Origin of the sequence: Rheinheimera mangrovi (assembly GCF_003990335.1) — a bacterium.
GTDB classification, from domain to species: domain Bacteria; phylum Pseudomonadota; class Gammaproteobacteria; order Enterobacterales; family Alteromonadaceae; genus Pararheinheimera; species Pararheinheimera mangrovi.
In genome coordinates this window covers 3,426,086-3,438,958 of the sequence record NZ_CP034683.1, presented here as the reverse complement: position 1 = coordinate 3,438,958, position 12,873 = coordinate 3,426,086, and the positions used below count along the sequence as shown (strand labels likewise).

Genomic DNA, 12,873 nt, shown 5'->3' with positions numbered 1-12,873 from the left:
GGTCCCGCAGGGACGAACCCCACGGACGGGGTGAGCAACGTAGTTCACCGCCAGGGTGAAACAGGGAATTCGGGACGCAAACAGTTTTGCGTCACGCCTGTTTCACGCCTTGAGCTCTGCGACCAAACTGCCGGGAGCAGTTTGGGACCGCTTCAGCGGGTCGCGAAGCGACGAGGCCCAGGATGGGTCGAGCAATGGCCGGACAAGACGACCTGCTGCCACCTGACCTGAACCCCAGGATGGAGTGAGCACAAAAACGTCCGGAACGAACTGGAACGGCGAAGCCGGCCCGAAGGGTGGAGGGCAGGACGCCCGCAATAAAGTAGTTCACCGCCCCCGAATTCAGAACAAATCCGCTCAAACCAACACCCAAAACTGCTCAACTCTCAGACAAAAATAAAACTCAGCGGCCCCAAAATAACCCAACCGCACCAAAATCACCCATTAATACGCACCAATCTGATACATCTAAATCATTGATTAATTTCACTTATTCACCTAAGTAAATTCAGTGGTAAAACCAGCAGCTTTATGTTTTTATAATGCGGTATCCATTTGGGGGTTGTTATGTCTTACATTAAAAATCTATCCATAAAACAAAAACTATTAATGGCGGTAGGTGGCTCAGTTGCAGTGCTGTTATTGCTCTCTGCGCTTTTTACAGTGAACCATTTAAGCCAGCTGACACGCCAGCAAGTGCAGGCTGAGGTTGACTCATTAGTCACTACTGAATCGGTGAATATAGGCAAGTTTTTTGCTGAGTATGCGCAGGTTGCCCGTACTTTTCTGGAGGCTCCGCAGTTTCAGGCCTGGTTTCAGGCTTACCCGGGCCGTAATGCCGAATTGAATTCAGTGCCTGGTTATCAGGACATCAACAACAGTTTTATTAAGATCAGTGAGCGGGATCCCAATATACTGTCGGCTTTTTTTGCACTGGATCGCAGTGCTGAATACTTCAGGGAAAGCTCCAGAACGGGCGTGGATAAAGAAGGTCCGGATGCCGGGGATGTCAGCAAGGGCTATTTTGCAACCCAGCGCCCGTGGTACAAATTAAGCCTTGAGCACAATAAGTTTTTTGTCGGCTCACCTTCTGCTGATTTCACTACGGGTATTGTGTCAGCTGTAGTGGAAGGGCCAGTGTATTTACCTGACGGGACTTTATTGGGTGTCGGTGGTTTGGATCTGCATTTGGATAAGCTGGGTGAGCAGGTAGAACGTATCCGTTATCAGGGGGAAGGCTTGCCATTTTTGCTTGATAGCGTGGGGCAGGTCGTGCATTTCTCTAAAGCAGCAGGAATTGAAGTTAAAGCCAATGATCCGCTGGACCTGTTAGATAAAAATATTGCTGGTACAGCAGGTTTCAGCGCAGTTGCACGAGCAGCCAAAGAGCAAAAATCTGGTTTTACCAAAGTCAGTTTGTCAGGCAAAAGTTATTATGTGTCGTATAAGCCTGTCAGTCTGGAGTTTCCTAAAATGAACTGGCTGGTTGGTTTATTAATACCTGCAGAGCTGATTGAGACGCCAGTACAACAAGCTACGGGTTGGGCGTTGTTTGCTACCTTGCTTATGCTGGCAGTCATCACGCTGGTTGTGGTGCTGACAACACAACGTATTATCCGGCCTTTATCTGATTTAACTGTGGCGATGAAAGATATCGCCAGCGGTGAAGGTGATTTAACCCGCACACTGGCTATTCAAAGTTCGGACGAAGTTGGTGTTCTGGCTCAGCATTTCAACAGCTTTATTGGCAAGTTGCGTTTGTCTTTACAAAGTACTTCCGAGCAATCTGCTTTGGTGCACCATTCCAGTCAGCAATTGAACAAGGTGGCGTCACAAACGGATCAGGAAATTCAGAACAATAAATTGCAAATTGATGCAGTGTCTGCTGCTGTGACCGAAATGTCGGCCACTGTGCATGAAATTAGCCGCAACGCTCAGGAAACAAGCTCTGCTGCTTCTGCTGCGCAAAAGCGTGGTTCTGAAGGTTCTGCGTTATCGCAGGCTGCATTACAGGATATGTCCGCTTTGGCGGGCACTATGTCTGATGCTGTGGATGTTGTGGTGGGCTTAGCAAAAGAATCCGAAAATATCGGTGCTGTGGTGGATGTGATCAAAGCAATCGCCGATCAGACCAATTTATTAGCCTTAAATGCAGCTATTGAAGCTGCGCGTGCTGGTGAACAGGGCCGTGGTTTTGCGGTCGTAGCGGATGAGGTTCGTTCTTTGGCAGGACGTACCAGCGAAAGTACTGGGCATATCCGTTCTATGGTGGAGAAGCTACAAGCCATTGCCAAAGAAGCTGAGTTGAAAATGCAGCAAGGCCGGGAGCAGACTCAGTTAAGTTCAGAGCGGGCAAAAGCCATGCAAGGTGCGTTATTCGCTATAGGGCAGGCGATTGAAGTGGTGCAGCAACAAAGCTCGCAAATTGCAGTAGCGACCCAGCAACAAGGTGTAGTGGCAGAAGATATTAATCAGAATCTGCACCGTATTACCCAACTGGTGGATACCACTGCAGCTCATGCCGCTGAGTTAACTTCTGAGGCACAACAATTGGATCAGGCCGCTACGACGTTAAGTTCTGTAGTGTCCCAATTCAGAATTCATAGTTAATCATTGAAGCAGCACAGGCATTGGCAACGGAACCAGTGCCTGAGCGCTACTGAATGAACTTTACAAGGCTATTCAGCACTATGATGCTTCAGCCCTCCACCAACTCAATCAACTCACCTGCAGTGCCAGTCAGTAAAATAAAGCGATCAGAAGGGTAATAAGGGTCATGAAATTGATGAATGCTGGCGCCTGTTAAAGCGGCAACCCGGTCTAAGTCTTTACAGATACAACTGATCAGCGCTATGCCTGAAGGCAAGCTGCCTGCGGCTTTGGTCAGAGGTAAAGCTTGCGGCAGTTCATCTATTTCAAACAAACATAAACCATCAAGCTGCAAGGTTGCCACAGGGTATTGCTGGTCGGGGGCTTTCTGCCAAGTTTTGTTTAGTACGGTAATTTTGGTGTTGAACAGCAAGGCTTTATCGGCATTGTGTAAGTTCTGATAAAAGTCGACTGCGGCCTGCCGGTCTGGTACCGCCAGCACCGGAATAAAAATACTGGCGCTGAAGTGACGGGTTTGCGGCAGTTCAAAGGGGGGGACGGGCCGCTGTATTTCCGTCAGGTAGCTGACTTCGCCTGCAGGTCCTATCACCTGCATTGCTTTGATGGCATCACTCAATTGCAAGTAGGCCGGTTCCCCCATCACTGTGAACTGCTCCGGATCAATGGCAGTGCGCACTGCATCCACATTGGCGACATTGGTTTCCAGTGCCAGCCAGCCTTGCCGTTGCAGCGGCTTATTGTCTGGTGCATTGGGGTCTTCAACCATTCGTAACCAGGGATCGCTATTGGCGGCGGCCAGTATCTGCAGCCTGTTACCACAGAGGTCCGGCGCTTGCCAAAACGCCGCTAAGGCCTCGCTGACCGTGCCTTGATAGCTCAGTGTAAAACCCAATTGCTGGCAGTAGGCCAAACTGGTCTGATCAAAATGCCTGGTCACTAGCGTTGCACCCAGTATAGGCCCGAGCTGGCGTTGGCTCATGGCTTAGCCCTCATACTTTTTACCGTTGCTCAGAATATCCTCTGTCCCAAGCAACTTATTCAGACTTGTTAAATCCAGCATCTTATCGCGGTAATTTTGGGTGCTGCCTTCGGTTTTCAGTGTGGCCAAAAAGTTCTGCGCCAAAAAGCTATAAGCCCGAACCAGGGCGCCAGGGAAAATCACCAATTGATAGCCTAACTTTTGTAAGTCTGCTGCTGATTGCAACGGGGTGTTACCGCCTTCCACCATATTGGCCAGCAGCGGTACTTTGCCTTCAAAGTAGCTGTTCATATGCTGCATTTGCGCCAGCGATTCTGGGGCTTCAATAAAAAGTACATCAGCACCGGCCTGGTAGTAAGCGTCTGCCCGCTCCATGGCTTTGTCAAAACCTTCCACTGCGATAGCGTCAGTGCGGGCAATAATGAAGGTATCGCTGTTCTGGCGGCTATCGGTAGCGGCTTTGATTTTTCCGACCATTTCTGCGGTTGAAATCAGCGATTTTCCTTTCAGATGGCCGCAGCGTTTTGGCATTTGCTGGTCTTCTAACTGAATAGCTGAAGAACCTGAGCGCTCAAACAACCGCACAGTGCGCTGCACATTAATGGCATTACCAAAACCGGTGTCAGCATCAACAATGATAGGTAAATCAACACGTTCGCGGATCAGCGCTATGGTTTCTGCCACTTCACTCATCGACACTAAACCTATATCAGGGCGACCCAGTCTGGTGTAAGCAATGCTGGCCCCTGATAAATACATAGCTTTAAAGCCAGCTTTCTCAATCAAAGAGGCGGACAAGGCGTCATAGCCACCCGGCGCCAGCAGAATATCGGGGCCTTTCATCAGGTCGGCCAGTTTTTTTGCATGCATACTCTATCCTGTTGTTCGCCGCCGATGCGGCGAACTCTTAGTTAAGGTTGGGATTAACCTGCTGTGGTTAAGTTGTTGTGGTCAATGCACTCTGATTAAGCGCCCGCCTGCTGCTGTGCGGCAAAGGCCTGCACTATGTCACTGCCCGACGCATTCCACACCGGCTGTTGGCTCAGATACGCCAGTAGCTTTTCCAGATAACCAATCCGATGCGGCTGACCAAGCAGCCAGGGGTGAATATTCAGCGCCAACAAGCGGCCACCCTGAGTCGTGGCTTCCTGCAGCAGTAAATCGCAGGCGTCTTCAATTTGCTGGACATAAGAGGATTCGCTGTGCAGGTTATTGCCGAGAATAAAAAAGTCTTCCAGTTCAGTGGAAAGCGGCAATGCCCACAGCGGTTTTTTGCTGTGAGTGTAACGATAGGGCATGTCATCATTGACCCAGTCGGCACAGTACTGAATACCTTGCTCTGCCAGCAGTGCCAATGTGTGCTCGCTTTGGTTACGTGCCGGACTGAGCCAGCCGGTAATGGGCTGGCCTGTTAAATCACGTAAGGTATGCAGCGAACGGCTGATCAAGGCTTGTTCCTCTGCCTCTGGCATACCACCATAGTGCAGGCTGTCCATATTCCAGCCATGGCAAAGAATTTCATTCCCCCGCTCTTTCAGCAGGTTCAGCAGATATGGAGTGCGCAGTGCCAGCTCGCTGTTAACGGCAAAAGTGGGAGTGATGCCGTATTTATCCAGCGCAGCCAACAGCCGGAAAATACCCACTCTGTTGCCATAATCGCGCAGGCTGTAGTGGCGCAGATCCGGGTAGGGCATAGTCATGCCACCCGGCACTTTATAAGGTTTACCCTGCTGATTAAGCGGATAAAACTGCAGGCTGATATTGACCCACAGCGCCAGTGGTTTATTGCCGGGCCAGCGCACTGCTGGTCGCTCTGCCAGCATAGACCAGTCGTAGTAGTCATGGTCCATGCCATAACGGCGTAGCGGGTAGCTTAAATGAGAGTCGTCCAGTGCCATTATGCAGCTCCTTGTTTCGCAGCTATATCAGCCAGGGCTGTGTCGTAATAATGCTGACGGTAGTAGTCGGCAATCTCACGGCCTGTGGTGATCCAGACATCAGGGTGGCTGGTAATGTAATCCAGCGCTTCCTCAAAGGCTTTAAGCCGGTGCGGGCAGGCCACCTGATAGTTATGGGTAGGAATGCACATAATGGTGCCGGATTGCTCGCCTTCAGCGTACAGGGTGTCAAAATTATCTTTTAACATCTGACCATAACGACGCGGTTCAACTTTATTTACCACATAAGCAATGGTGTCGTTCATTTCCAGAGAATAAGGAATAGAGACAAAACGTTTATTGCTGCGCAGCTGAATAGGGGTGGGCTGATCATCATGAAATAAATCGCAGGTGTAAAAGCCTGCCTGGTCACCAAACAACTCTGTGCCCACTTCGGCAAATAAATCCAGCGTCAGCTCGGAATGCGACAAAGCCGGAGCTAAATAGCCGGCACAATGCTGGCCGGTATGGCGATAAATACTTTCGATGGAATCGCGGATCATGTCGCGTTCCTGCTGCTCCGACATGCCGTAGGTATAGCGGGTGTTGTAAATGCCGTGGCTGAAAAACTCCCAGTTGCGCTCTTTGCACATGGCAATGATTTCCGGGTGATGGTCGCATAAGGCGGTTGATAAACTGATGGAGCCACGAATGCCGTATTTGTCCAGCAAAGCCATTTGCCGCAGGTGGCCCACTCTGTTGCCATAGTCACGGATACCATAACCCTGTATTGCCGGAAAGGGCTGAGGCCAGGCTTTGCGGTGTGGGTTATCTGGCGGGTTCAGCTCGTAAAATTCAATATTGGGCGCCAGCCAGAACGCCAGCTTTTTGCCACCTGGCCAACGAATTTTCGGCCGGTTTTGATAGGGCCAGTACTGATAAAACCCCGGATCTGCTTTCATGCTTGCCTCCTTTATGCTCAGCCTTGCTGACGAACCCAATCCAGCACAGTACTGACGTCCAGCACATCGGCATACTTCAACGCCAGATCGGTCAGATTGGCGTAGTGGTAACTTTCATGTTTATCGGCGACACATTGCTCCGGCACTATGGTGCGGTAGCCGCGTGACAGCGAGTCCACCGCTGTGGCGCGGATACAACCTGAGGTAGAACCACCCGTCAGGATCACAGTGTCGACCTGATGCCATACCAGCAGGGATTGCAATTGAGTTTCAAAAAAAGCTGAGGGCATTTTTTTGCAGTAAATCACATCGCGTTGCGGATCGATCTGCAGTCGCTCATCAAAACTGGCGCGTTCAGAACCAAACTTAATATTTTGCAAGGAGTCCGGTGTATTAGTGCGGGTGCCCCAGACGCCGGCATCTTCGCCTGACTGCATATAGGCAACATAAGTCCAGACCACAGGCCAGTTCAGGCGGCGGAACTGGGCAGCGAGTTGATTGACATAATGCAGCTGCTGTGGGTCGGTTTCATAAGCGCTGTTAAATTGCCCGACTGCGGTATAGGCCTTTTGCGGATCGATATTCACCAGCACAGCTTTTTTGCCAAAACCAAACAATTTACGGGTCGGATTGTTTTTCACCTCCGCATAAATTTCTTTTGCAGTTTTTGTTGTGGTTTCCATAATTCACCCCTTGCCAACCCAAGATGAAAAAAATACTACGACATGAAACCCGCTGTTTAATTGACAAATATCAGTCCAAGCCACAATTGTATCTACTACCATGCCGGTAAATTACGATGATTCGAGGTGCACTGTGAGTAATGGCGTATTAAGTAACTGGGACGATATTCTGCTGTTAAATGATCAGCTGTCGGAAGAAGAGCGGCTGATCCGGGATATGGCTCACGACTTTTGTCAGCTAGAGCTGATGCCTGGCATTCTGAAGGCCAATCGCGAAGAACATTTTGACCCTGACGTAATGCGCCGTTTTGGTGACGTTGGCTTACTGGGCGCCACCATTGAAGGCTATGGCTGCTCGGGCGTTAACTATGTCAGTTATGGTTTAGTGGCGCGCGAAGTTGAACGAGTAGACAGTGGTTATCGCAGTGCAATGAGCGTGCAGTCCTCCTTAGTGATGCATCCTATTTATAAATTTGGTAGCGAAGCGCAGCGGGAAAAGTATTTACCAAAACTGGCCAAAGGCGAGTGGATTGGTTGTTTTGGTTTAACTGAGCCTGATTCAGGTTCGGATCCGGCCAGTATGAAAACCAGAGCGAAAAAAGTACCTGGTGGCTATCGCCTGACCGGCAGCAAAATGTGGATCACCAATTCGCCGATCGCCGATGTGTTTGTGGTCTGGGCAAAAAATGAAGCCGAAGACAACGCCATTTGCGGTTTTGTGCTGGAAAAAGGCATGGCGGGTTTATCAGCACCAAAAATTGAGGGCAAGTTGTCGCTGCGCGCCTCTATTACAGGTGAAATCGTCATGGACAATGTATTTGTGCCGGACGAGAACATGTTCCCAGAAGTTCGAGGCTTAAGAGGGCCATTCAGTTGCCTGAATATGGCGCGTTACGGTATTTCCTGGGGCGCTTTGGGGGCGGCGGAATTTTGCTGGCATGCAGCACGGCAATATGGCCTGGATCGCAAGCAGTTTAACCGGCCTTTGGCGCAAACTCAGTTGTTCCAGACCAAGCTGGCGAATATGCAAACCGAAATCAGTCTGGGCTTGCAAGGCTCGTTAAGGGTTGGCCGCATTATTGATACGGGGCGCTGGGATCCCACCATGATTTCACTGGTCAAACGCAACAACTGTGGTAAGTCGCTTGATATAGCCCGTATGGCGCGTGACATGCACGGTGGCAATGGCATAGCGGATGAATTCCACGTGATCCGTCATATGATCAACCTGGAAACCGTCAATACCTACGAAGGAACCTACGACGTGCACGGGCTGATTTTAGGCCGGGCGCAAACCGGATTGCAGGCGTTTTTCTAAAGCGGATAAAGGCGCAGACTGCAGACTATAGCCAGGTAAACTGAATCGCTTGGAGCAATAGCCTGAGCGCTTTAGCAAGAGGCAGCATCATGGCAAAGTACCGTGCTTTGGCACAACAACTGACAGAAGACATCCTGTCCGGCCTGTTTCCACTGGGCGCTGTGCTGCCGACTGAACGTGAACTTTGCCTGCGCTGGCAGATCAGCCGGCATACAGCGCGTGAAGCACTGCGTAGTGTCGAGCGGGTTGGTTTAGTCAGCAGGCGACAGGGCTCAGGTACCGTGGTGGTGCGCACCAGTCTGCCGGAGCGCATTAATCAGTTTGTTAGCTCAGTGCAGGATGTGCTGCAGTTTGGTCAGCAAACCCGGTTCAGGCTGGAGCAGTGTGAGTTGATCCAGGCCGACACTGGTCTGGCTGAATTATTGGGTACTACAGAAGGCACGGCTTGTGTGTATTTAGGTGGCGTCAGAACTGATCCGTACAGCAATGCCGCCATTTGTTATACCCAGATTTACCGTATTGACCAGCAGGATGCCACCACCGAAGCGCTGAAAAACAGCAGCACAGCGGTGCAAACTATGGTGAATATTTTACAGGCCAGCCGCATAGGTAAAGTGGAACAGCAGTTGTCCGCCAGCCTGATGGACAAAAGCTACGCCAAAGCGCTGCGGGTTGAAGAAAATTCGGCAGCCATGCGAATAAGCCGCCGTTATTTTGATAAAAACCAGCAACTTATTCTGGTTGCTCAAAGCGTTTACCCGGCACATCGCTATAGCTACAGCCATGTGCTGTTACCGCAATAACACTGCGCTTTGCAGCACTATGTTTAATTCCCATTGCTCCACTATTAATTTTTAGCAGCTGGTAAAGCGGCAAAATAAGCTGACAGCAATTCAATATCGGCATCAGACAGTGCGCTGGCCTGAGCTGACATCAGTGCATTGGTTTTTTCACCACCGCGATAGGCCAGCAAAGCCGCTTTTAATTCGGCCTGACTACGTCCTGCCAACGAAGGATAAGCCGCTATTGCCGACACTCCCTGCTGGCCATGACAAGAGGCACAACTGACAGCGCGGCTTTGGCCCTGGCGCAGTAGTTGCTGCTTCGGATCGGCAGTGTCTGAAGCCATAGGCGGCTGCTCGGAACAACTGCTGATCAGCATACACATCAGCAAAGCACACACAGAGTTTGTTTTCATAAGGGCTCCAGGCTGGCTATTCTGCTTTTTTGGCAAAACGCTGTTTGAGATGCGGCATCAGGCCACCTGCGGCCAGGATCTCCATCAATTGAGGCGGAATGGCCTCACAGCTAAATTGCTGTTGCCGGCTGTGGTTGGTCACCAGGCCTTGTTTCAGATCGACACTAATGTGATCGCCTGGCGCCACGTCAGCAAGTGCCGGGCAAAACAGTACAGGCAACCCCAGATTCAGCGCATTGCGATAAAAAATACGGGCGAAGGATTTAGCCACTATGGCGGCAACACCCAGTTCAACCAAAGCCTGAGCGGCTTGCTCGCGGGACGAGCCAATACCAAAGGCCTCTCCGGCGATCATAATGTCGCCTGGCTTGACCCCACTGGCAAAGTGCGGATCCACTGCTTCTAAACAGTGAGCCGCCAGCTCGGCAATACTGCCTTTCATATAGGCACCTGGTGCTAACAGGTCGGTATCGATGTTGTCGCCAAACACCCAGGCTTTGCCGCTGATTAAGCTATTCATAGGACTGTCTCCATCAGAAGTTCACGAGGATCGCTGATCACTCCTGTGACCGCTGCGGCGGCCACGCTGTAAGGAGAACCCAGATAGACATTGGAATTAGGGGAACCCATACGGCCTTTAAAATTACGCGAGGTAGACGACAGGCAGTTTTCACCATTGGCAATAGCGCCAGCTCCCATGCCAGCGCAGGCACCGCAGCCGGTTGGCAGCAGAATAGCGCCTGCTTCGGTCAGTGTGGCCAGTGTGCCATCTTTGGCGGCGGCTTCTGTGGTTTTTAGTGAAGCAGGGGCTATTAACAGTCGGGTCCCTGTAGCCACTTTACGGCCTTTGAGAATGCTGGCTGCCATATGTAAATCGGATAGTTTGGCACCGGTGCAGGCTCCTATATAGGCCTGATGGATAGGTACTTTGTCGTATTCGGTGACAGCTTTGGTGTTTTCCGGACTATGAGGCGCGGCAATCTGTGGCGCCAGTTCACAGGCGTTAAAATGATGCACGCTGTGGTACTGGGCCTGGCTGTCGGTACGCCATTGCAAGGCATCTTCTGCCGGAGTTTTACCTGTGTTGCGGATCCAGTTCAGGGTGGTGTCGTCGGCTTCAATAATACCGGTTTTACCGCCCAGCTCCGCCGACATATTGCACAGCACCATACGTTCATACATCGACATGGCCGCTACGGTTTCGCCGCCAAATTCCATCACTTTGTAGTTATTATTCATGCCTAGTCTGGCACATAAAAACAGCATAATGTCTTTGGCACTGCAGCCGGGCTGCAATTGGCCGCTCCAGTTAATTCGCACTGTTTCCGGTACTTTGATCCAAATCTCACCTGTCGCTAGTACCCCAGTCATTTCGGTGGCACCTATGCCGACCATAAAAGTGCCAAAAGCACCGCCGGTCGGAGAATGTGAGTCGCCGCCCACTAAAAACATGCCTGGCTGTAAATGGCCTTGTTGCGGCAACATGACATGGCAAATGCCCTGCATATCATAAAAATGACCTATCTGCTGCTCGTTGGCCCAGCGTCTGGTTAAGGCCAGAATTTCTGCACTTTCCGGATCAGTGGCTGGCACAAAATGGTCGCTGACTAACACCACTTTGCTGGGATCAAACACCTTAGCGCCTAATTCTTCGAGACGGCTTTTTACCCGTCGTGGCCCGCTGGAATCGTGCATCAGCACTAAATCCACCTGGCAGGTAACCAATTCGCCAGGGCTGACATAATCTTTCTGGCTGGCGCGGGCAATAATCTTCTGTGCCAGAGTTTGTGGTCTGTAAAGCGTTTCTGTCATGGTAGTTCCTGTACTGCTGAGCTGTGTTTTGCCTTGTGGCAAATTAGGCTGCGGTCGAGGTTGTCGCCGTAGTTCAAAGCGTGGTATCACAATAAAAGAAACTGCGCGGCTAAGATATTGGCTGGCGCGAACAAGGTTGGTTTTACTCTGGGAATTTTGATAAATGTCATGCATAACACTGAGCGTCAGCGGCAAAACTGCCACCTTAACCATTTCGCGGGCGGAAAAACGCAACGCCTTTACTCAGGCCATGTGGCAGCAATTGGCGGACTATTGTGATGAGCTGGAGCAGCAGATCAAACCCCGGCTGCTGTTGGTGACTGCTGCTGGTGATCAAGCCTTCAGTGCTGGTGCTGATATACAGGAATTGGCCAGCTTGATCGCTAATCCAGAGCAGATGGCGGCCAATACCGCCATAGTGCAGCAGGCGCAGCTTAAGCTGCAGCGCTTGTCCTGCGCCACTATTGCGGTGATCAATGGCCTTTGTGTTGGCGGCGGTATGGGCATAGCACTGTGTTGTGATATCCGGCTGGCCGCTGATCATGCCCGTTTTGCTATTACGCCATCCAAACTGGGCTTGTTGTACAGCATTGAAGACAGCCGCCGTTTGGTCAACAGCTTAGGCGAATCCCGAGCCAAGTGGTTACTGTACAGCGGCCAGATGATCGATGCCGCCACCGCCTTGCAATGGGGCTTGCTGCATCAGGTGGTCAGTGCTGAGGATTTAGCCCAAACAGCAGCTGACTATAGCAACAGTCTGCTGAAGGTCAGTGCCGTGTCGGTGCGTGGGATCAAACAAACTCTGGCTCATCTGGGCGGCGACCCGGAGTACCCTGAGCAGCGGGTACGACCTTTGTTTGCTGAAGCCTTTGAGCAACAGGATTTTAAACAGGCTGCCGCAGCTTTTATCAATAAGCAGCAAGTGGAGTTTGATTGATGGAATGGACGGAACGGTTAGCAGCAGATGGCTTTGCGCCATGTAACCAGAGCGAAGGCTTTTCCGCTTACATCGGGCCTTTTTATGAAAAAAGCAATGAGCAGCAGATGGTGCGTGCGCTGCCGATCCGGGATTGTCATTTAAACCCCGAAGGGGTGGTACATGGCGGTGTGCTGCTGGCTTTCGCCGATTTTGTGATGTACCGGGCCATAGGTGATGTGGTGGGGCATCACATCAAATTTGCCACCATAAACCTGAACAGCCAGTTTCTGGCGGCGGTTAAACCTGGTGATCTGCTCTGTGGTCATGGCCGCATTGTGCGGCAAAGCCGCAGTGTGATTTTTGCCGATTGTGAGCTGTACACCAGCCAGCGCACTGTGATGACAGCCAGCGGTATTTGGAAAGTGTTAGGTCAATAACCCGCAACGCTGGCCCGTTTGGCTCTATTGACAAAGATCAACGCGTTTGAGTTTTTGCTCAGTCACTATTTGCTCATC

General features: G+C 51.0%; 13 protein-coding genes. 5 read left to right on the top strand and 8 right to left on the bottom strand.

The features are described 5' to 3' along the window. Nucleotides 1-567 precede the first annotated feature (567 nt). Nucleotides 568-2,610 carry a methyl-accepting chemotaxis protein gene (locus EK374_RS15575; RefSeq protein ID WP_127025488.1) on the top strand — a complete coding sequence of 681 codons (2,043 nt, stop codon included), beginning with the start codon at nucleotides 568-570 and terminating at the stop codon, nucleotides 2,608-2,610. An 88-nt stretch (nucleotides 2,611-2,698) separates the two neighbouring features. Here EK374_RS15575 and EK374_RS15570 read toward each other — a convergent pair whose 3' ends face one another. The 5 genes from EK374_RS15570 to EK374_RS15550 all read right to left on the bottom strand — a co-directional run bounded on the left by EK374_RS15570 (nucleotide 2,699) and on the right by EK374_RS15550 (nucleotide 7,111). Continuing rightward, the gene (locus EK374_RS15570) at nucleotides 2,699-3,589 is read right to left on the bottom strand and encodes a hypothetical protein (RefSeq protein ID WP_127025487.1); all 891 of its coding nucleotides are present in this window, start codon (nucleotides 3,587-3,589) and stop codon (nucleotides 2,699-2,701) included. A gap of 3 nt (nucleotides 3,590-3,592) precedes the next feature. Next, entirely contained in the window at nucleotides 3,593-4,459 is an 867-nt protein-coding gene (locus tag EK374_RS15565) for an isocitrate lyase/PEP mutase family protein (RefSeq protein ID WP_206099225.1), read from the bottom strand. Between the two features lie 95 nt (nucleotides 4,460-4,554). After that, on the bottom strand, nucleotides 4,555-5,487 hold the full coding sequence (locus EK374_RS15560) for a polysaccharide deacetylase family protein (protein WP_127025486.1): 933 nt from the start codon (nucleotides 5,485-5,487) through the stop codon (nucleotides 4,555-4,557). Beyond that, entirely contained in the window at nucleotides 5,487-6,428 is a 942-nt protein-coding gene (locus tag EK374_RS15555) for a polysaccharide deacetylase family protein (protein ID WP_127025485.1), read from the bottom strand. Before EK374_RS15555 ends, EK374_RS15560 begins: the two co-directional genes overlap by 1 nt. Nucleotides 6,429-6,445: 17 nt before the next feature. After that, nucleotides 6,446-7,111 carry an isochorismatase family protein gene (locus tag EK374_RS15550; RefSeq protein ID WP_127025484.1) on the bottom strand — a complete coding sequence of 222 codons (666 nt, stop codon included), beginning with the start codon at nucleotides 7,109-7,111 and terminating at the stop codon, nucleotides 6,446-6,448. 133 nt (nucleotides 7,112-7,244) lie between these two features. On the opposite strand from EK374_RS15550, the gene EK374_RS15545 reads away from it, so the two are divergent. Both EK374_RS15545 and EK374_RS15540 read left to right on the top strand, forming a co-directional pair. Further along, nucleotides 7,245-8,429 (top strand): acyl-CoA dehydrogenase, encoded by a 1,185-nt coding sequence (locus EK374_RS15545; RefSeq protein WP_127025482.1) that lies wholly within the window; start codon nucleotides 7,245-7,247, stop codon nucleotides 8,427-8,429. 89 nt (nucleotides 8,430-8,518) lie between these two features. Continuing rightward, complete coding sequence (locus tag EK374_RS15540; protein WP_127025480.1) at nucleotides 8,519-9,232, top strand: GntR family transcriptional regulator; 714 nt, start codon at nucleotides 8,519-8,521, stop codon at nucleotides 9,230-9,232. Between the two features lie 44 nt (nucleotides 9,233-9,276). Here EK374_RS15540 and EK374_RS15535 read toward each other — a convergent pair whose 3' ends face one another. The 3 genes from EK374_RS15535 to EK374_RS15525 are packed head-to-tail and all read right to left on the bottom strand — an operon-like array spanning nucleotide 9,277 to nucleotide 11,439. After that, the gene (locus EK374_RS15535; RefSeq protein ID WP_127025478.1) at nucleotides 9,277-9,627 is read right to left on the bottom strand and encodes a c-type cytochrome; all 351 of its coding nucleotides are present in this window, start codon (nucleotides 9,625-9,627) and stop codon (nucleotides 9,277-9,279) included. 16 nt (nucleotides 9,628-9,643) lie between these two features. Then, nucleotides 9,644-10,147, bottom strand: coding sequence for a LeuD/DmdB family oxidoreductase small subunit (locus EK374_RS15530; protein WP_127025476.1), 504 nt, complete (start codon nucleotides 10,145-10,147; stop codon nucleotides 9,644-9,646). Further along, nucleotides 10,144-11,439 (bottom strand): 3-isopropylmalate dehydratase large subunit, encoded by a 1,296-nt coding sequence (locus tag EK374_RS15525; RefSeq protein ID WP_127025474.1) that lies wholly within the window; start codon nucleotides 11,437-11,439, stop codon nucleotides 10,144-10,146. Before EK374_RS15525 ends, EK374_RS15530 begins: the two co-directional genes overlap by 4 nt. Before the next feature lie 163 nt (nucleotides 11,440-11,602). On the opposite strand from EK374_RS15525, the gene EK374_RS15520 reads away from it, so the two are divergent. After that, a complete protein-coding gene (locus tag EK374_RS15520; protein ID WP_127025472.1) occupies nucleotides 11,603-12,376 on the top strand; it encodes an enoyl-CoA hydratase/isomerase family protein in 774 nt (257 codons plus the stop codon). Further along, the gene (locus tag EK374_RS15515; protein WP_127025470.1) at nucleotides 12,376-12,795 is read left to right on the top strand and encodes a PaaI family thioesterase; all 420 of its coding nucleotides are present in this window, start codon (nucleotides 12,376-12,378) and stop codon (nucleotides 12,793-12,795) included. The genes EK374_RS15520 and EK374_RS15515 overlap by 1 nt, the downstream gene beginning before the upstream one ends. The last annotated feature ends 78 nt before the right edge of the window (nucleotides 12,796-12,873 follow it).